Raw genomic sequence first — 18,630 nt, 5'->3', positions numbered from 1 at the left:
CATCCATGTCGCCGCGGAGCGGCTATTCGCCCGGCATCGCGACGCGCGCCGACTGCCCGCCACGCGTGAAATAGGCCGCGTCGATGGCCAGGCTGCGCAGCTGCCAGCCGTCGATCCCTTCGCCCGGCTTCAATGTCCGCACCGTGCCGTCACGCCCGCGCACCATCGCCACCGCATCGCGATCGAGCCGGCCGGCGATGCCGATCAACTCGGGCGCATCGGCGGGGAGCGGTGCGGCGCCCTCGCCCTCGAACAAAGGCCGCTCCAGCGCCGCGGCGAGCGGCGGCGGGGTGCGAAACTCGATCGGCTCCGCGGGCTCGACCATGACGTCGGCCGCGCCGCCCATTCGCGTGCCGAGCAACAACGCCGGCAACCCCAGCGCGATCACCACCAGCAGGATGGCGAGTCGCTTCATCGCCACGCGACCGCGACGCTACCGCTTAGCCGCACACCGCCCGGCGCCGGCTGGAGCCGCCACGACTGCCAGCGCGCGCCCGCCCCCTCCCGTTCGACGCGATCGGCGATCGCGAGCACCGCCTTTTCCGGCCCCGACAGGGTCAGGTCGATCTGCGCGACGCCCGGCCCGATCGGGTCAGCGGCCGCCTCTCGCTCGACCAGAACCCCGTTGCCCGACGCTGCCTGCCGCACCCGCTGCGCGACGGACGCGAGCGCCGACGGCGCCGATCCCGCGCGCAACCGCCACGCCGCATTCGGTACCGTATCGACCGGCGCCGCCTGAGCGCGGTCCTCCGCCACCCCTGCGCGAACCGCATCGAGCCGATCAAGCGACGCCCGCGCCGACGGCCACGCCAATGCCGCGAGCGCCGCGCCGACCCCGCCGCCGATCAGCGCCGCGCGCGTCACGGCCGTCCCTCCACCGAGACGATCAGCACGCCCTCACCTCGCCGCTCGCCGGTGACGCGAAACCGGCCGGCGCCAGCCCGGGCGAGCGAGGCGCGCAGGCGATCGGGATCGGCAGTGGCGATCTCGGCGCCCAGCCGCTCGCCCTCTTCGTCGCGCACCACCGCCAGCGAGGCGAGTCGATCCTCGGCCGCCAACACCCGCACGACGCCGTCGAGGACCGGCGCGAAGCCCGATCCGCCCAGCCGCGCGAGCGAGTGCCGCTCCGCCCGGCTCGCCTCCCCGCCGGTCTGCACCGCCGCCGCCGCCCGCTCGCGCACCGCCAACCAGTCCGCGCCCAGCATCGTCAGTACCGGCCCCGCCGGCAGCAGCACCGCCAGCAGCCAGCCGATGCGCGCACCCTGCCGGCCCGTGTCCTCACCGCGCCGCGCCGCCGTTCCCAGCCGGTCGGCCAGGCTTGGCGCCGGGTCGGCGCGGGGCAGTTTCTCGGGCTCCATCGGCGCGCGCCTATTACGGTTCACGGGTTCAGACCAGCGTCTCCGTCACTGTCGTAAACGCGTCACACGAACGACGCCGAACAGTCACGCATTGTGCATGCGCGCGTAAGCTGGCACCGCCAGAGGGAACAGGGGACCGGGGGCTTGCCTGCCCGTCAGGACGCTATGGGGAATCGATACATGAGTGACATGCTTGAACTCGAGTCGGGTTACACCGACGGCGACATCGACACCAATCGCACCAACAACCTGTCGCTCAACGAGTTGGTGGACGCGCGCTATACCCGTCGCAAGACGCTGAAGGGCGGCGTGTCGGCCGCGGCGATCGCGGTGTTCGGCGGCTCCGTGCTCGCCGCCTGCGACGACAGCAACGACGATGGCGACGGCAACGCCCCGCCGGTCGTGACCGCGGGCTCCAGCGGTTCGTCCTCCTCGGGCCGTACCGTCACGCTGACCAGCACCGTTACCGATGACGGCGGCATCGTCACCTCGGCCTGGACGCAGGTGTCGGGCCCCACGGTCACGCTGACCGGCGCCAACACCGCAAGCGCGACCTTCACCGCGCCGGCGGTCTCGACCTCGACCCCGCTCGTCTTTCGCTATGTCGCGACCGATCAGGGCGGGCTCCAGGCCTCGGCCGAGACGACGGTCACCGTCACCCCCGCCGCGCTCGGCTTCACCGCCGTCGCCAAGAACAAGCTCGACGTCGTCACCGTTCCCACCGGCTATTCGCTCGGCGTGCTGACCAAGCTGGGCGACCCGATCGCCAAGGACGTTGCCGCGTACAAGAACGACGGCACCGACACCAACTTCGCCAACCGCATCGGCGACCATGGCGATGCGCTCTACTATTTCGGCCTCAACTCGTCGGGCGCGCGTGACGACACCAGCAGCGTGCGCGGCGTGCTGATGCAGAACCACGAGAACCTGAACGTCCAGTATCTCCACGCCAACGGCCCGACCAACGTGTCGTCGGGTCCGCGCCCCGAGGGCGAGGCGATCAAGGAGATCGAGGCGCACGGCGTCTCCGCGGTCGAGCTCGTCCAGGGCACCGGCGGCTGGGCGGTCGTCCAGGACAGCACCTTCAACCGCCGCGTCACTCCCAACACGCCGACCGAGATCCGCGGCCCGGCGCGCGGCAACGCGCTGCTCGTCACCGCCTATTCGGCCGATGCGACCGCGGGCCGCGGCACGATCAATAATTGCGCGAACGGCGCGACGCCCTGGGCGACGCTGCTGACCTGCGAAGAGAATTGGGCCGGCTATTTCCGCCGCCCCCCTGCTGCGGACAATGCCCGCCGCACCGCCAAGGAAGTGACCGCGCTCAGCCGCTACGGCGTCACCAACGCCAACGGCAACTATGCCTGGGCCAGCGTCACGCCGTCGGACGCGAGCAGCACTATCTTCCGCAAGTGGGATGCGCAGGCGACCGGTTCGTCGGCCAGTGCCGACTATCGCAACGAGCCCAACCAATATGGCTGGGTGGTCGAGATCGACCCCTATGACCGCGCCCGCGCGCCGCGGAAGCGCACCGCGCTCGGCCGCATGAACCACGAGGGTTGCTGGCCGGGTCCATTCGTCGCGGGTCGCAAGCCTGCCTTCTACATGGGCGACGACGCGCAGAACGAGTATCTCTACAAGTTCGTGTCGGCGACGCCGTGGGTCGCGGCCGATGCCACTGCCACCGACCGCTTGTCGATCGGCGACAAGTATCTGGACAGCGGCACGCTTTACGTCGCGAAGTTCAATGCCGATGGTTCGGGCCAGTGGCTGCCGCTGGTGTTCGGCCAGGGCAACGTCACCAGCACCAACGCGACCTATGCCTTTGCCGACCAGGCCGACGTGCTGACGCACGCCCGCCTTGCCGCCGACGTGCAGGGCGCGACGCGGATGGACCGTCCGGAATGGACCGCGGTCAATCCGGTGAACGGCGAGATGTACCTGACGCTCACCAACAACTCGTCGCGCACCGCGGCGACCGCGGATGCGGCCAACCCGCGTGCGTATATCGATCCGCCCAGCACCTCGCGCGGCAACCGCAATGGCCACATCCTGCGCCTGCGTGAGAGCGGCGACACGACCGAGGCGACGGCGTTCACCTGGGATATCTACCTGTTCGCGGCCGGTTCCGACCTGGATGCCACCAACATCAACCTGTCGGGCCTGACTGCCGACAACGACCTGTCCAGCCCCGACGGCCTGTGGTTCGGTCGCGCGTCGAACGCGTCGGGCCAGGTCAATCCGCTCTTGTGGATCCAGACCGACGACGGCGCCTTTACCGACGTCACCAACAATCAGATGCTGGCGGCCTTCCCCGGCCGGGTCGGCGACGGCGGCACGCGCACGGTCACCAACACCGCCGCGGACGGCACGACGTCTCAGGTCGTGACGCGCATCGGCGCGGCGCCGGGCACCAACCTGCGCCGCTTCCTGGTCGGCCCGATCGAGTGCGAGATCACCGGCGTTGACTCGACCCCCGACGGCCGCACGCTGTTCGTCGGCATCCAGCATCCGGGCGAGAACGGCACGCCCGCCGCGCCGACCAGCAAGTGGCCGGACAGCCAGGGCGGCTCGACCACCCTGCCCGCGACCACGCGCCCCCGCTCGGCAGTGGTCGTGATCCGCAAGAACGACGGCGGCATCATCGGTCTCTGATCGACCGACGCCGGACACGAGAAAGGGGAAGGCTTCGGCCTTCCCCTTTTTTTTGCGCGACGTTGTTGAGCGGTCGTGTGGCGCTATCCTAGTCGCCGTTCATCTTGTGCTTCCGCCCCACTAACAACAAGCGATCTTACCGCTTCGGCGCCGAACCCGCGCTGATGACCTTGGCATTCCCGTCGGCGGCGATCGACACGACGTGGCTCGCGCCGTCGTCGCACTTGGCGCGGAACGTCAGCCCCTCGCCCTTGGCCGGTGCGCTTTCGGTCACATGGTTGCAGGTGATGCCGGCATCCTGGATTGCGCGGATCATCACGACGTTCCGCTGGCCGGGCGACAAGTCGAGCACCGCCGCCTGATAGTTGAGCGCGGCCTCGTTCGTCGTCGTCTCGTTGACCGCGGGTGCCGGCGCGCTGGCACCGCCGCCGCACGCCGACAACAGCCCCAGCCCTGCCAGCATCAGCACTGCCCGCATCATCGATCGCCTCCATCACCGCTGCCAGGCGCATAGGCCCGCAAGAATACCTGCGTCCCGCGCGCCGCGCGCGCGACGATCGCCTCTGGCGACGGCGGGTCGATCAGGCCCAGCTTGAGCTTGAAGTCGCAGAACCCCTTCCACAGCGCGACCAGGTCCTCCGCCGCGCATTTGGGATCGTCGACCACGATCTCGCCGCGCCGCGCCGCATCCTCCAGGATCGCGGCGAGCGCCTGCTGGCACTGGCCGGGCGCCGCGTCGAAGAACCGACGGGCAAGCTTGGGGCTTTGCGCGATCTCGCCGGCGATCAGCCGGTCGAAGCGGACGTGATCGGGTTCGAACATCAGCTCCAGCATCGCCGTGCCAATCTGCGTCAGCCGCTCGACCAGCGTCGGCTCACCGTCCGGGGTCAGTGCGAACAGCGCGTCCATCCGCGCGACCTCGCCGCGGACCATCGCGTCGAACAACGCTTCCTTGTCGCCGAACCGGTTGTAGAGCGTCACCTTCGACACGCTGGCGCGCGCGGCGATGTCCTCGATCGTCGAGGCGTGGAAACCCTTTTCCAGAAAGCTGTCGCGCGCGGCGGCGACGATCGCATCGTTCTTGGCCGGGTCGCGCGGCCGTCCCGGCCCGACCCGCGCGCGCATCGCCGCATAGCAACCCGCCGCTTCAACCAATGCAATCGCCCTTCACCATCAAACTCGCCTTACCGGACGGGCGCGCCGTCAATTGGAGCGCCCGTTCCGGTCCCATATAGGCGCTCGACCTAATACTGATAGGCCTTGGGCATCGTTCCCTCCTTGGGGTCAAGATAGCGGTCGCGAAGTCTCGTCTGGCGGTTGACGAGCGGCTGCTCGACCCCGTCGACGAACACCGACGTCGCCGCCGACCCGATCTCCAGCGGATCGCCGTCCCAGATCACCACGTCGCCGTGGCGTCCCGGGCGAAGCGAGCCGATCTCGCCCCCCATGCCGATCGCTTCGGCCGGTAGCGAACTGATCGTCGCGAACGCCTGACCCCAGGTGAGGCCAGCGGCGCCCGGCACCTTGGACAGCGCCACCAGGTTGCCGGCATATTGCTTCACCAGCCGCGCCTGCCGCGCTTCGTCGTCGTTGATCGACCCGATGCCGACGGTCACGCCCGCCGCGCGAAGGCGGCCGATGTTCGACTGGGTGGCGGCGAGCTGCTCGAAGCTGATCGGCAGGTCAGCCAGCGCCGAGGCGATGACGGGCATGCCCGCCGCCGCGATCTCTCGCGCCACCGTCCAGCCTTCGGTCGCACCGACGAGCACGATCTTGAGCGCGGCGAACTCGCGCTTGAGCTCGATGAGCGTCAGGATGTCCGACGCCCGCTCGACATGGATGAGGAGTGGCATCTGCCCCGCCAGCACCGGCACCAACGCCGCCGCATCGGCGCGCGTCAGCAGCGCGTCCTTGCCGCGATCCTCATAGGATGACGGATTGCGGCGATAGGCCTGCGCCTCGAACAGCGCATTGCGCAGGGTCGTCATCGCCGCCGCGCGGCTGCCGCCGGCACGCTGCGCGCCGGTCTCGCCCCATTCCATGAACTGAAAGGCGCGCGGCCGGGTCAGCGCGTCCATGTCCGCGCCCAGGTCGATGACCGCACCTTGGCCGGCAAAGATCGACCCGCGCGCCGCCGGCGCGACGACGGCGCGGGTGATCCCCTCCGCCCGGTTGATCGCGATCGGGCTCGCCTTCGGATTGACCGCCGGCGCGATGTCGAGCGCGGCGTTGAAGACCGAATTTGCGGCCGAGGAGTCGTCGGTATCGCGAACGCCGTCGACCTCGACCACGCCCATTCGCGTGAAGCCCGCGACGATGCCCGGCGTCACCCAGCGCCCGCCCGCATCAATCGTTCGCGCGCCCGCCGGCGCCGCGCCGCCGCGGCCCGCCGAGACGACGCGCCCGCCGCGGATGACCACGGTGCCGCCCTCGATCGGCTCCGACCCGTCGCCGACGACGACCTTGGCATTGGTGATGACCACGTCCTGCGCGGCGGCTGGCAGCGCGGCGGCGCTCGCCATCAGCACCGCAATTGCTTTCAGGCCGCGCATCACTTCACGTCTCCTTCGCCGGGCTGGCCGAGCTCGAAGTCGGACACCGGGCGCAGCTTGGGATTGTTCATGTCGTACATCAGCGCGCCGTCGACCCACACGCGCTCGGGCCGGGTGTAGACGCTGAAGGGATTGCCGTTCCAAAGCACCACGTCGGCCATCTTGCCGGGCTTGAGGCTCCCCGTCCGGTCGGCGATGCCGAGGGCGCGGGCGGGATTGAGCGACAGCCAGGTCCAGGCATGCTCGGGGCTGATCTCCATCCCCGCGCGCCGGCCCGCCGCCATCGCCTTGGCCACTTCCTGGTTCAGCCGCTGGATGCCGTTGGCGTCGTCCGAATGGATCATGACGCACGCGCCCTCCTTGTCGAGGATCGCGAGGTTTTCGTTCACCGCGTCATAGCTTTCCATCTTGAAGCCGTACCAGTCGGCCCAAACCGCTGAGCAGACGTTGTTCGCCTTCAGCAAGTCGGCGATCTTGTAGCTCTCGACCGCGTGGTGAAAGGTCGAGACCTGGTATCCGAACTCCTTGGCCATATCCATGACGATGGCCATCTCGTCGGCGCGATAGCAGTGGTTGTGGACCAGGATCTCGCCCGACAGCACGCCGCGCAGCGTATCGAGCTGAATGTCGCGCGTCGGCGCATCGCCGCCGTCATTCTCATATTTGTCCCACTTGCGGCGATAGTCGGCCGCCTTGGCCCAGGTCGCGCGGTTGACCGCGACATTGCCCATCCGGGTCGAGGGCATCCGCCCCTTGCCGCCATAGACGCGCTTGGGGTTCTCGCCGCACGCCATCTTGAGGCCATAGGGCGCGCCGGGGAACTTCATCCCCTGCATCGTCCGGGCATAGACGTTCTTGAGCACGACCGACCGCCCGCCCATCAGGTTGGCGGAGCCGGGCAGGATCTGCAGCGTCGTCACGCCGCCATTAGCGAGCGCGCGGCTGAAGCCGGGGTCCTGCGGCCAGACCGAATGCTCCGCCCAAACCTCGGCCGTGATCGGCGCAGTGGCCTCGTTGCCGTCCGAATGCGCGTCGACGCCGGGGCTGGGATAGTCGCCGAGATGGCTGTGAATGTCGATGACGCCGGGCGTCACCCACTTGCCCTGGCCATCGATGACATCGGCGCCCGCGGGGTCCAGGGTCTGGCCGACGGCGACGATCCTGCCGTCGCGGAACAACACCTGCCCGCCCTCGATCCGCCCGCCCTCGCCATCGAGCACGGTCACGTTGGTGATGAGCGTCGGCCGGCCGGGATAGGCGCGATAGGTTGATGGGAACGGGTCGTGCGAATAGCCCTTGTTGAGGCCCGGTCCCGGCGCCTTGGTCGAGGCCGACTTGGTCTCCCCGCCCCCTTGCGCGGCGCAACCCGCCAGCAGCGCCGCGGCGGCGCCGAGCAGCAATGTTCGCTTCACTGGTATCTCCCTGATCTTCGATATCGTTGTTATCACGCGAATATTTCCTCGAGCTCGCGGCGTCGAGGGCCCTCGATCGCGGCCACGCGCTGGCGATAGGCGCTGGCGACGAGCGCGGGCGGCAGTACCGACAAGAGCGAGCTTAGAAGCACGAACGCCGCCTGCGACATCCAGCCGCCGCCCAGCAGCGCCGCCAGCCCGCCCAGCAGCCCCTGCACCACCGTGCCGAACACGAAGCCGATCGCCGCAAGCAGGAACAGCTGCCAGCGTACGCCGCGGCTCAATCGCGCCGCGCGGCCGAATACGGCAAACGGCGACGGCCGCTCCTCCGCCAACACCGGCAGCACGAGCATCCAAACGCAGGCGAGGATCGCGCCGGGCACGACGAAGAACACGAAGCCCGCGAATACCGCCGCCCAGTAGAGCACGCTTGTCAGCATCGCCTGCGGCACGACCGGCAACGACCGGGCCAGCACGGTGGCGATCCGCACCCGGCCGTCCAGCGCTTCCAGCGTCGCGACGACCATCGCCATCGTGCAAAGCTGGTACCAGGCGAAGGCGATGAGGCCGAGACCGAATGCGGTCGGCCACGTCGCCAGCATCGGCAGATCGGGTGAACCGACCGCCCCCAACACGGCGAGAAGGCCCGGCACGCCGGTCGCCGCCACGCCCAGGCCCGCAAAGATTAGCGGCGCCCGGCCGATCGCCGTCCCCGCATCGCCGATCACGCGCGACAGCTCGAACCCCGCGCCGCCGCGCAGTGCCATGACGATGGCACCCGCAAACACGCCCGCGATCAGCAGGAAGGTCAGGCCAACGACCGAAAACACGCGAAACCCCTTTGTTCTTGGACAAAAGGTGGATCGAAACGGCTTGCGTGTAAACGACCGAATTGCTTGGGTTGCGGCGGACGCTTTGGGGGGTGACGGGTGCCAGCGACGACGATCGACACCGACGCCGTCGACGCCGCGCACAAGGCGGTGCGCGCCGATCCCTCGATCCAGTTCGACTTTCCCTGGCGCGTGGTCGAGGCGGAGCAGCAGACGCCCGAATGGATGCGCTCGCTTGCGGCGGGCATCGACCGTTTCTTTCGTGCGCTGGGCCCGTTCTGGCAGGGCGTGTTCTGGGTGCTGGTCGCGCTCATCCTGATCGTGCTGGTGGCCAGCTTCTTCGCGCCCATCCGCGACTGGCTGCGGAACCGCCTCGCCCGCCGCCCGAGCGAGGCGGAGCCGGCATGGCAGCCCACCCAGGCCGCTGCCCGCGCGCTCCTCGCGGAGGCGGAGGCGCTGGCGGCTGCTGGCCGGTTCGAGGCGGCGGTCCAGCTTCTCCTCCACCGGTCGATCGAGGATATCGAGGCGTGGCGCGCGGGCCTCGTCCGCCCCTCGCTGACCGCGCGCGACATCGCCGGCGTCCCGGCGATCCCGGCTGCGGCGCGCGGCGTCTTCTCCCGCTTGGTGGCGCTGACCGAACGCGGCATCTTTGCCGCCCGCCCGCTCGGGCCCGAGGATTGGCAAACGGCGCGCGACGCCTATCGAGCGTTCGCGCTTTGAGCGACGGCAATCCCACTCCCTTCACGACGCGCGGCGGCGTGATCCTTGCCGGGCTCGGCGCGGTGCTGCTGCTCGCGCTCCTCGTGATGGTGGGATTCGGTCAGGAGATCGAACAACGCATGACGCGCGTGCCCGGCGCCACGGCCAAGGGCGCGACGGGGTTCCAGGCGCTCCACGACCTTCTCGCCAAGTTGCCCGGCACGACCGTGACCCTGGCCCGCGACAACGACGCCCTCACTTCCGACACGCTGGTGATCGCCACGCCCGACGCGCAAACCCGGCCCGCCGACCTCGCAGACCTGGTCAGGCGCCGCGATGCGAAGCCGCTGCTCATCATCCTGCCCAAATGGCAGACCGAGCGAGATGGCTTCTCGCCGACTCGCGAGCGGCGTGTGCAGGGCGACATGGGCGTGCTGACGCTGGACACGATGCTCAGCCAGGTCGGTCAGCTCGAGGTCAATCGCGACGGATCGCAGGTCCGCCGTCCGGTGGCGCCCGGCTGGCCGCTCGCCCCGATCGAGCAGCCACAGGTGATCGCCAAGGGTGTCGAACCGTGGATTAGTGTGACCGGCCGGGGCGCGATCCTGGGCAAGCTTCCGTCTCAGAAAGTCTGGCTCCTCGCCGATCCCGACCTCGCCAACAATTACGGCCTGCGCGATCCGCGCAATGCGCGCGCGATCGTCGCCGCGATCAAGGCGATGAACGACGATCAGCTCGACGCCGTCGCCTTCGACCTGACGCTCCATTACCGCGCGGGCGACCGCAACCTTGTCAAGCTGATGCTGACGCCGCCCTTCGTCGCGGTGACGATCGCGCTGCTCGCGGCCGCGATTCTAGCCGGCTGGGCGAGCGCCGCGCGCTTCGGCCCGCCGCGCCGCGACGCGCGCGCGATCCCGTTCGGCAAGGCGGCGCTGATCGAGACGATTATCATGCTCACCCGCCGCGCGGGTCGGTCGAGCGCGGGCGGCGAGCGGTTCGCCGCCATGCGTGCCGAGCGGCTGGGCACGCGGCTGCATGCACCGGCGGGGCTGACCGGCGCGGCGCTGACCGACTGGCTGGAGGCGCGGCGGCCCGGCTTTGCCGAGCGGTACCGCGCCGCCGCCGACGCGCACGACGACACGACTTTGGCTGCCGCCGCCGCGGCGCTCGACGATTTTACCAAGGAGAAGGCATGACCCTCGACGAAGTGGCGGCACTTGGCCGCGCGATCGACGGCGAAGTGGCAAAGGCGGTGGTCGACCAGTCGCCGACGGTGCGCCTGCTGCTCGTCGCCCTGCTGTCGGGCGGGCACGTCCTGCTCGAAGGGCCGCCGGGCACCGCCAAGACGCTGCTCGCACAAAGCTTCGCGCGGACGCTCGGCCTCGATTTCGGGCGCATCCAGTTCACCCCCGACCTGATGCCCGGCGACATCGTCGGCGCCAACCTGTTCAACTTCCAGACCAGCGCCTTTGCCCTCACCAAGGGGCCGGTGTTCTGCGAGCTGCTGCTCGCCGACGAAATCAACCGCACCCCGCCCAAGACGCAGGCCGCGCTGCTCGAGGCGATGCAGGAGCGCGCGATCACGCTCGACGGGCGGACCGAGCGGCTGTCCGACCGCTTCACCGTCGTCGCGACGCAGAACCCGATCGAGCAGCAGGGCGTCTATCCGCTGCCGGAGGCGCAGCTCGACCGCTTCCTGTTCAAGATCGATATCGATTATCCGAGCGAAGCCGCCGAGCGGGCGATCGTCGGGCAGTACGGCGCCGCGGGCGGCGTGCCGCGCGCCGCCGAACAGGGCGTGGCCCAGGTCGCCGACGCCGCCGCGCTGGCCGCCGCGATCGAGACGGTGCGGGGTGTCGGGCTGGTCGAGCCGATCATCGACTATGTCGTCGCGCTGGTCCGCGCGACCCGCGCGCATGGCGACCTGGCAAGCGGCGCCAGCCCCCGCGCTGCCTCCGCGCTCGCCAGTGCCGCGCGCGCCGCCGCGGCGCTCGACGGGCGCGACTATGTCATCCCCGACGACGTCAAGGCGCTCGCCGCCCCCCTGCTTCGCCACCGCCTGATCCTGTCCCCCGCCGCCGAGATCGACGGCCGCCGCGTCGATCAGGTCGTCGCCGAGCTGATCGAGAGCGTCGAGGCGCCGCGTTGATCGTGCCCACGCCCCGTGCGGCGATGCTGGCGCTGGTCGCGGCGCCCGCCGCGCTGGCGCTCGGCGTCGTCGCGCCGGGCGGCTGGGCGATCGCGGTGCTGTGGGCGCTGGGCGTCGCGCTGATGGTGCTGATCGACGGCATGCTCGCCTCGGGCGTGCGCGGTCCGCTGGAGGTGGCGGTGCCCGGCGCCGTGCCCGTCGGCACCGAAGTGCAAATCCGCCCGCAGATCGCCGGCGCCAAGCTCGACTTCGCCGCCGACGTCAGCGACCCGCTCGTCGAGGAGAGCCCCCTGTGCTACCGCGCCGTCCGCCGCGGTACCGCGCGGATCGGCCGGCTCTGGGCACGCGCACGCGGTCCGCTGGGCCTTGGCGCATGGCAGCGCGCGCGCACCGCCGACATCGCGGTCCGCGTCACCCCCGACATCGCCGGCGTACGCGAAGCGGCGATGCGCCAGCACCTCACCGCGCCGCAATTCGGTCAGCGGATGCGCGTCGAGGCGGGCGAGGGTCAGGAGTTCCAGGCGCTAACCGGCTTCCAGCCGGGCATGGCCCGCCGCACGATCGACTGGAAGGCGTCTGCCCGCCACCTCTCGCTGCTCGCCCGCGAATACCGCACGGAGCGCGACAACCCCATCGTCCTCGCCGTCGATTGCGGACGATCGATGGCGGAGCCGGTCGACGGCGTGCCGCGCGTTGACCGCGCGGTCTCGGCGGCGCTGCTGGCGGCGTTCGTCGCGCTGAAGTCCGGTGACCGCGCCCGCCTGTTCGCCTTCGACGCCCGCCCCCGCGTCGATTCGGGCAGCCTGGGCGGCGGCTCGGCGTTTGCGCGGCTCCACGCTCACGCCGCCGACATCGATTATGGCAGCGACGAGACCAATTTTACGCTCGCCCTCACCTTGCTCGACCAGCGGCTCGACCGGCGGTCGCTGATCGTCCTGTTCACCGAGTTTCCCGACCCGACCGCCGCCGAGCTGATGCTCGCCGCCGCGGGGCGGCTGCTGCGGCGCCATCGCCTGCTGTTCATGCTGTTCCACGATACCGAGCTGATGCAGTTCGCCGACGCCCGCCCGGCCAGCGCCGACGACGTCACCCGCGCCAATGTCGCGCACGGTCTGCTGCGCGAGCGCAGGATCGTCGTCGAGCGATTGAAGCGTCAGGGCATCGATGTGATCGAGGCTGCGCCCGACGCCGCGCCGCTCGCGCTCGTCGAACGCTATCTCTCGCTGCGGGAGCGGCCGTGATGGCGAGCCAGGCGATCTTCACCCCCGACCATTTCCGCGCCGAGCGCGAGAGCGACTGGGCGCGGCTCGAATCGCTGCTCAAGCGTGTCGAGAAGGGATCGGTCCGCCGCCTGTCGGAGGCTGAGCTGGTCGAGCTGCCGCGTCTCTATCGCGCAACGCTGTCGGCCCTATCGATCGCGCGTGAGACGTCGCTGGATGCCGACCTGATCGGCTATCTCGAGCAATTGTCGACCCGCGCCTATTTCCTCCTCTATTCGGCGCGCGAGCCCTGGGGGCGTCAGGTCGTTGGCTTCTTCCGGCAGGGTTGGCCCGCTGCGGTGCGCGGGATCGTGCCGGAGCTGCTGCTCGCATTCGCGCTGTTCATGGCCTCGGCGGCGGCAGGCTATGCGCTGATCCTGGCCGATCCGGGCTGGTTCGACGCGATCGTGCCGCCGGGCCTGGCCAACGGCCGCAATCCGCAGGCGGGCGTCCAGTTCCTGCGCGGCACGCTCTACGACGCGCCCGGTCAGGGCGGGCTGGAGATCTTCGCGACCGCGCTGTTCACCCACAATGCGCAGATCTCGATCCTCGTCTTCGCGCTCGGCTTCGCATTCGGCGTGCCGACGATGCTGCTGCTTGCCTCCAATGGCGCGCTGCTCGGCGCCTTCTATGCCGTCTATGTTCCCAAGGGGCTCGGTTGGGGGCTGACCGGCTGGCTGATGATCCACGGCACGACCGAGCTCACTGCGATCATCCTGTCGGCGGCGGCCGGCTTCCACATCGGCCGCGCCGTCGCCTTTCCCGGGCCACGCAGCCGCCTGACCGCGGCGCGCCATGCCGGTGAGCGGGCGGCGATCGTGATGATCGGCGTCGTCATCATGCTGCTGGTTGCGGGCTTGCTCGAAGGGTTCGGGCGACAGCTCATCCGCACCGACGATGCGCGCTTTGCCGTCGCGGCAGCGATGCTGGCACTCTGGACCACCTATTTCGCCTTGGGGGGCCGCCGGCTTGGCGCGCGTTAAGGTCGGACTCGGCCGCCGGCTGGTGACGCCGGAGGGCGTTGCGCTCAACCTGCGCCTGGCGGGTGCCGGCGCGCGCGCGGGTGCGTTCATCATCGACGCGCTGCTGATGCTCGGCATCCTGATCGGGGTGACGCTGGCGCTGCTCGCCTTTCACACCGGCTTCGGCGGCTCGATCGGCAACGTCATGCTGATCCTCTGGCTGCTCGGCTTCTTCTTCCTGCGCAATTTCTACTTCATCCTGGGTGAGAGCGGCGGCCGTGCGGCGACGCTGGGCAAGCGCGTGATGAAGCTGCGCGTCGTCGCGCGCGACGGCGGCCGGCTGACCGGCGGCGCGATCGTCGCGCGCAACCTGATGCGCGAGATCGAGGTGTTCCTGCCGCTCACCTTCCTTGCTTTTTCGGGGTCGCGCGGGCTAGCCGACCAGTGGACCGCGGGGTTCGGCCTCGCCTGGACCGCGATCTTCCTGTTCTTCCCGCTGTTCAACCGCGACCGCCTTCGTGCCGGTGACCTGATCGCGGGCACCTGGGTGATCGAGGCGGAGCGGCGCAAGATCGGCAGCGACCTGATGCGCGGCGAGGCGGCGCACGCCATCGACTTCTCGGCCGAGGAGCTGGAAGTCTATGGCCAGTACGAGCTGCATCGGCTGGAGGACGTGCTTCGTCGCGACGATGCCGCGGCGATGGCCGCCGTCGCCGACACGATCCGCGCCAAGCTTGGGCGTTACGACGTGCCCGGCGACCGTGCGTTTCTCGATGCCTATTACCGGGCGCTGCGCCGCCATCTGGAGCGGCGGCTGCTGTTCGGTCAGCGCAAGCGCGACAAGTTCGACGCAGCCTGAATGGCTTCGTCGCATGCGCCGGGCCGATGAGCGATCCCCCCTAGCGCCGCCAGCCTTTTTGCTGCACTCGCGAAGATACGGGGCGCGTCCGATTCACCCCCGGAACGCCCCGCGGCGCTTGCCGAGATGATTCGCCCCCTCGGCAAGCGCCGGTTAGCCACTGGCAAACGCGCGCGAACCGGCTATCCAGCACCCTCGTCGCGAAGAGAGGTTGCCGGTGCCGACACGTCTGAAGAAGCTGCTGATTGCCCTGGGCCTCGCGGCCTCGCCGATGAGCCTGTCCGCGCAGACCGCGCCGCAACCCGCACCACAGCCCGCGCCCGCCGCCACCGTCGATGCCGACCCGGCGCTGTGGGTCGTTCGCGATGACGACACGACGATCTATCTGTTCGGCACCATCCACGTGCTCAAGCCCGGTCTCAGCTGGTTCGACGAGGGTGTGCGCAGCGCCTTCGACGCCAGCGACGAGGTCGTGCTGGAAATGGTGATGCCCGACCCGCAGGCGATGCAGAGCCTGATCCAGCGGCTGGCGATCACGACCAGCGGCCCCGCCCTTCCCGACAAGCTCGCACCCGACAAGAAGGCGGCGTACCTGAAGGCGCTGTCCGACCTCGGCCTGCCCGCCAACGTGTTCGACCGTACCGATCCGTGGTTCGCCTCCACCAACCTGTCGCTGCTGCCGCTCATCAAGCTCGGCTACGATCCGGCGCAGGGTGCCGAAGCGCAGATCACCGCCGCCGCCAAGACCGCGCGCAAGACCGTCACCGGGCTGGAGACCGCCGAACAGCAGCTCGGCTATTTCGAATCGATGTCGGACTCGGCGCAGATCGCGCTGCTCAACTCAACCGTCGCCGAACTGCCGCGCATCCAGCCGATGATCGAGAACATGGTCGCTGCCTGGGCCGCGGGTGATCCGGAGAAGCTCGGCGCGATCATGAACGAGGGGCTGACCGACACGCCGGAGGTCGCCAAGATCCTGCTGACCGACCGCAACCAGCGCTGGGCCGACTGGATCGACGCGCGCATGGACAAGCCCGGCACGGTGTTCGTCGCGGTGGGTGCGGGTCACCTCGCCGGCCGCGACAGCGTCATCGCCGCGCTAGAGAAGAAGAAGATCAAGGTGACGCGGGTAAGATACTGACGAACGCCGCGTTCCGGCGGACCCGTCCGCGCGGAACGCACGTTGGGCGGTGATGGACCTTCAAACCATCATTGACGACATCGCCCGCGAAATCGCGGCCAACGCCGCCGAGATCGAACGCGCCGCCGACGCCAAGGACGAGGATGCGGCGCCCGGCCCCTTCGGCATCGCGGTGGCGCTGCCCGACCGGGTGCTGACCGCCGGCGACGCCGGCACCCGCTTCCCCATCCAGAGCATCAGCAAGGTACTGGCGCTCGACATCGCGCTCGAGCGCCATGGCGACGCGGTGTTCAAGCGCGTAGGGCGCGAACCGTCGGGCGACCCGTTCAACTCGATGGTCGATCTGGAGCGGACCAGGGGCATCCCGCGCAACCCCTTCATCAACGCCGGCGCGCTGGTGGTCGTCGACCTGCTGCTCGCCGACGGCGACGATCGCGACCGTGTCGTCGACTGCGTGCGCGATCAGATCGGCGCCGAGGCCGTCTCACTGAACGAGGATGTGCTCGGCGAAGGCGGCGACCTCAACATGGCGATGCTGAGCTTCATGAAGCATCACGACAACCTGACCGGCGACCTAGATCGGGTGCTCGATGGCTATCGGCGGCAATGCGCGATCTCGGTCGATTGCGCCGGGCTGGCACTGGCCGGCCGCTTCCTCACCGCCACCCGGCTGGGCGGCGCCGACGAGGCCGCGGACCAATGTGCGACGCGGCGGCGGACGGTACTCGCACTCATGATGACCTGCGGCCACTATGACGGATCGGGTGACTTTGCGGTTCGTGTCGGCCTCCCCGCCAAGAGCGGCGTCGGCGGCGGCATCCTGGCGATCGCGCCCGAACGCGCGTCGATCGCGGTGTGGTCGCCCAACCTCGATCAGCACGGCAACTCGATCCTGGGCGTGCGCGCGCTGGAGATGCTGACGACGAAGACCGGCTGGTCGGTGTTCGGGCCGCCGGTCGAGTAATGCACGAAAAAAGGGCCGGAGGTTTGAACCCCCGACCCCTTTTTCTGGCGGACCGGCGCAGCGGAGCCGCGCCGTCGGTCGGGGCCTTGGCCCCGCCGTCCGTTCCGATTTCGTGTCCGGGGCAGCGCTTGCTGCCCCGGTCCGAAATCAGAAGTCCATGCCGCCCATGCCGCCGCCGGGCATCGCCGGCATCGCGGGCTTGTCCTCGGGCAGCTCGGCGACCGTCGCTTCGGTCGTGATGAGCAGGCCCGCGACCGACGCCGCGTTCTGGAGCGCGGTGCGAACGACCTTGGTCGGGTCGATCACGCCGGCCGCAACCAGGTTCTCGTACGTGTCGGTCGACGCATTGAAGCCGAACGAGGTGTCGGTCTGGTCGAGCAGCTTGCCCGACACGACCGCGCCGTCATGGCCCGCGTTGCTGGCGATCTGGCGAACCAGCGCGGTCAGCGACTTGCGGACGATGTCGATACCGCGCGTCTGGTCCTCGTTCGAGCCGGTCAGGCCGTCGAGCGCACGCGTGCCATAGAGCAGCGCCGTGCCGCCGCCGGGGACGATGCCCTCTTCGACGGCCGCGCGGGTCGCGTGCAGCGCGTCGTCGACGCGATCCTTGCGCTCCTTGACCTCGACCTCGGTCGCGCCGCCGACCTTGATGACGGCAACGCCGCCCGCAAGCTTGGCCAGACGCTCCTGCAGCTTCTCGCGGTCGTAGTCAGAGGTCGTGATCTCGATCTGCTGACGGATCGCCTCGGTACGGCCCTTGATCGAGTCGGCATCACCGGCGCCATCGACGATGGTGGTGTTGTCCTTGTCGATGGTGACGCGCTTGGCGGTGCCGAGCATGCCGAGCGTGACGCTCTCGAGCTTGATGCCCAGATCCTCGCTGACGACTTCGCCCTTGGTCAGGACGGCGATGTCCTCGAGCATCGCCTTGCGACGATCGCCGAAGCCCGGCGCCTTGACGGCCGCGACCTTCAGGCCGCCGCGCAGCTTGTTGACGACGAGCGTGGCCAGCGCCTCACCCTCGATGTCCTCGGCGATGATGAGGAGCGGACGACCGCTCTGCACCACGGCCTCGAGCACCGGCAGCATCGACTGCAGGTTCGACAGCTTCTTCTCGTGGATCAGGATGTACGGATCGGCGAGCTCGACCGACATCTTCTCGGGGTTCGTGATGAAGTAGGGCGACAGGTAGCCGCGGTCGAACTGCATGCCCTCGACGACGTCCAGCTCGAACTCGAGACCCTTGGCCTCCTCGACGGTGATGACGCCTTCCTTGCCGACCTTCTCCATCGCCTCGGCGATCTTCTCGCCGACTTCCTTGTCGCCGTTTGCCGAGATGATGCCGACCTGCGCGACTTCCGACGAGCCCGAGACGGGCTTCGAGCGCGCCTTGACGTCGGCGACGACCTTCTCGACCGCCAGGTCGATGCCGCGCTTCAGGTCCATCGGGTTCATGCCGGCCGCAACCGACTTCATGCCCTCGCGGACGATCGCCTGGGCGAGGACCGTCGCGGTGGTCGTGCCGTCACCGGCGACGTCGTTGGTCTTCGAGGCCACTTCGCGCACCATCTGCGCGCCCATGTTCTCGAACTTGTCCTTGAGCTCGATCTCCTTGGCGACGGTGACGCCGTCCTTGGTGATGCGCGGCGCGCCGAAGCTCTTGTCGATGACGACGTTGCGGCCCTTGGGCCCCAGCGTGACCTTGACCGCGTCGGCGAGGATGTCGACGCCGCGCAGGATGCGCTCACGCGCGTCGCGGCTGAATTTCACGTCCTTGGCTGCCATGTGGC

General features: G+C 69.5%; 18 protein-coding genes. 9 read left to right on the top strand and 9 right to left on the bottom strand.

What is annotated here, in order from left to right; translation table 11 throughout:
- Positions 1-22: 22 nt before the first annotated feature.
- The 3 genes from RS883_RS07190 to RS883_RS07180 are packed head-to-tail and all read right to left on the bottom strand — an operon-like array spanning position 23 to position 1,358.
- Positions 23-415 carry a hypothetical protein gene (locus tag RS883_RS07190; RefSeq protein WP_315764258.1) on the bottom strand — a complete coding sequence of 131 codons (393 nt, stop codon included), beginning with the start codon at positions 413-415 and terminating at the stop codon, positions 23-25.
- A complete protein-coding gene (locus RS883_RS07185; RefSeq protein ID WP_315764255.1) occupies positions 412-864 on the bottom strand; it encodes a hypothetical protein in 453 nt (150 codons plus the stop codon). The genes RS883_RS07190 and RS883_RS07185 overlap by 4 nt, the downstream gene beginning before the upstream one ends.
- The gene (locus RS883_RS07180) at positions 861-1,358 is read right to left on the bottom strand and encodes a hypothetical protein (protein ID WP_315764252.1); all 498 of its coding nucleotides are present in this window, start codon (positions 1,356-1,358) and stop codon (positions 861-863) included. The genes RS883_RS07185 and RS883_RS07180 overlap by 4 nt, the downstream gene beginning before the upstream one ends.
- Positions 1,359-1,538: 180 nt before the next feature.
- Here RS883_RS07180 and RS883_RS07175 point away from each other — a divergent pair, with 180 nt between their 5' ends.
- Complete coding sequence (locus RS883_RS07175) at positions 1,539-4,013, top strand: PhoX family protein (protein ID WP_315764249.1); 2,475 nt, start codon at positions 1,539-1,541, stop codon at positions 4,011-4,013.
- 136 nt (positions 4,014-4,149) lie between these two features.
- Here the strand turns inward: RS883_RS07175 and RS883_RS07170 are convergent, their stop codons facing one another.
- The 5 genes from RS883_RS07170 to RS883_RS07150 all read right to left on the bottom strand — a co-directional run bounded on the left by RS883_RS07170 (position 4,150) and on the right by RS883_RS07150 (position 8,807).
- Positions 4,150-4,494, bottom strand: a complete 345-nt coding sequence (locus tag RS883_RS07170) for a hypothetical protein (protein ID WP_315764246.1) — start codon at positions 4,492-4,494, stop codon at positions 4,150-4,152.
- Complete coding sequence (locus RS883_RS07165; RefSeq protein ID WP_315764244.1) at positions 4,491-5,138, bottom strand: TetR/AcrR family transcriptional regulator; 648 nt, start codon at positions 5,136-5,138, stop codon at positions 4,491-4,493. The genes RS883_RS07170 and RS883_RS07165 overlap by 4 nt, the downstream gene beginning before the upstream one ends.
- A 119-nt stretch (positions 5,139-5,257) precedes the next feature.
- Positions 5,258-6,565 carry an amidohydrolase family protein gene (locus RS883_RS07160; protein WP_315764241.1) on the bottom strand — a complete coding sequence of 436 codons (1,308 nt, stop codon included), beginning with the start codon at positions 6,563-6,565 and terminating at the stop codon, positions 5,258-5,260.
- A complete protein-coding gene (locus RS883_RS07155; RefSeq protein ID WP_315764238.1) occupies positions 6,565-7,977 on the bottom strand; it encodes an amidohydrolase in 1,413 nt (470 codons plus the stop codon). Before RS883_RS07155 ends, RS883_RS07160 begins: the two co-directional genes overlap by 1 nt.
- Positions 7,978-8,009: 32 nt before the next feature.
- Positions 8,010-8,807 carry a hypothetical protein gene (locus RS883_RS07150; protein WP_315764236.1) on the bottom strand — a complete coding sequence of 266 codons (798 nt, stop codon included), beginning with the start codon at positions 8,805-8,807 and terminating at the stop codon, positions 8,010-8,012.
- 99 nt (positions 8,808-8,906) lie between these two features.
- Here RS883_RS07150 and RS883_RS07145 point away from each other — a divergent pair, with 99 nt between their 5' ends.
- From RS883_RS07145 to glsA, 8 genes are all read left to right on the top strand, one after another.
- Entirely contained in the window at positions 8,907-9,527 is a 621-nt protein-coding gene (locus RS883_RS07145; RefSeq protein WP_315764233.1) for a hypothetical protein, read from the top strand.
- The gene (locus tag RS883_RS07140; protein ID WP_315764230.1) at positions 9,524-10,702 is read left to right on the top strand and encodes a hypothetical protein; all 1,179 of its coding nucleotides are present in this window, start codon (positions 9,524-9,526) and stop codon (positions 10,700-10,702) included. Before RS883_RS07145 ends, RS883_RS07140 begins: the two co-directional genes overlap by 4 nt.
- A complete protein-coding gene (locus tag RS883_RS07135; RefSeq protein ID WP_315764228.1) occupies positions 10,699-11,655 on the top strand; it encodes a MoxR family ATPase in 957 nt (318 codons plus the stop codon). Before RS883_RS07140 ends, RS883_RS07135 begins: the two co-directional genes overlap by 4 nt.
- A gap of 2 nt (positions 11,656-11,657) precedes the next feature.
- Positions 11,658-12,896, top strand: coding sequence for a DUF58 domain-containing protein (locus RS883_RS07130; protein WP_315764225.1), 1,239 nt, complete (start codon positions 11,658-11,660; stop codon positions 12,894-12,896).
- Entirely contained in the window at positions 12,896-13,897 is a 1,002-nt protein-coding gene (locus RS883_RS07125) for a stage II sporulation protein M (RefSeq protein ID WP_315764222.1), read from the top strand. The genes RS883_RS07130 and RS883_RS07125 overlap by 1 nt, the downstream gene beginning before the upstream one ends.
- Entirely contained in the window at positions 13,884-14,735 is an 852-nt protein-coding gene (locus RS883_RS07120; protein WP_315764219.1) for an RDD family protein, read from the top strand. Before RS883_RS07125 ends, RS883_RS07120 begins: the two co-directional genes overlap by 14 nt.
- 217 nt (positions 14,736-14,952) lie before the next feature.
- The gene (locus RS883_RS07115; RefSeq protein WP_315764217.1) at positions 14,953-15,876 is read left to right on the top strand and encodes a TraB/GumN family protein; all 924 of its coding nucleotides are present in this window, start codon (positions 14,953-14,955) and stop codon (positions 15,874-15,876) included.
- A 52-nt stretch (positions 15,877-15,928) separates the two neighbouring features.
- On the top strand, positions 15,929-16,840 hold the full coding sequence (gene glsA / locus RS883_RS07110) for a glutaminase A (RefSeq protein WP_315764215.1): 912 nt from the start codon (positions 15,929-15,931) through the stop codon (positions 16,838-16,840).
- 147 nt (positions 16,841-16,987) lie between these two features.
- Here the strand turns inward: glsA and groL are convergent, their stop codons facing one another.
- Positions 16,988-18,625, bottom strand: coding sequence for a chaperonin GroEL (groL, locus tag RS883_RS07105; protein ID WP_315764212.1), 1,638 nt, complete (start codon positions 18,623-18,625; stop codon positions 16,988-16,990).
- Positions 18,626-18,630: the final 5 nt, after the last annotated feature.

This window comes from Sphingomonas sp. Y38-1Y (assembly GCF_032391395.1).
Classification (GTDB): Bacteria; Pseudomonadota; Alphaproteobacteria; order Sphingomonadales; family Sphingomonadaceae; genus Sphingomonas.
This window is presented reverse-complemented; position numbering and strand designations above follow the sequence as displayed.

Excerpts from the sequence above, each read along its gene's own strand:
- groL (WP_315764212.1), bottom strand. The coding sequence starts at position 18,625 with ATGGCAGCCAAGGACGTGAAATTCAGCCGCGACGCGCGTGAGCGCATC.
- glsA (WP_315764215.1), top strand. The coding sequence starts at position 15,929 with ATGGACCTTCAAACCATCATTGACGACATCGCCCGCGAAATCGCGGCC.
- RS883_RS07160 (WP_315764241.1), bottom strand. The coding sequence starts at position 6,565 with ATGCGCGGCCTGAAAGCAATTGCGGTGCTGATGGCGAGCGCCGCCGCG.
- RS883_RS07170 (WP_315764246.1), bottom strand. The coding sequence starts at position 4,494 with ATGATGCGGGCAGTGCTGATGCTGGCAGGGCTGGGGCTGTTGTCGGCG.
- RS883_RS07180 (WP_315764252.1), bottom strand. The coding sequence starts at position 1,358 with ATGGAGCCCGAGAAACTGCCCCGCGCCGACCCGGCGCCAAGCCTGGCC.
- RS883_RS07190 (WP_315764258.1), bottom strand. The coding sequence starts at position 415 with ATGAAGCGACTCGCCATCCTGCTGGTGGTGATCGCGCTGGGGTTGCCG.
- RS883_RS07165 (WP_315764244.1), bottom strand. The coding sequence starts at position 5,138 with ATGCGCGCGCGGGTCGGGCCGGGACGGCCGCGCGACCCGGCCAAGAAC.
- RS883_RS07125 (WP_315764222.1), top strand. The coding sequence starts at position 12,896 with ATGGCGAGCCAGGCGATCTTCACCCCCGACCATTTCCGCGCCGAGCGC.
- RS883_RS07175 (WP_315764249.1), top strand. The coding sequence starts at position 1,539 with ATGAGTGACATGCTTGAACTCGAGTCGGGTTACACCGACGGCGACATC.
- RS883_RS07135 (WP_315764228.1), top strand. The coding sequence starts at position 10,699 with ATGACCCTCGACGAAGTGGCGGCACTTGGCCGCGCGATCGACGGCGAA.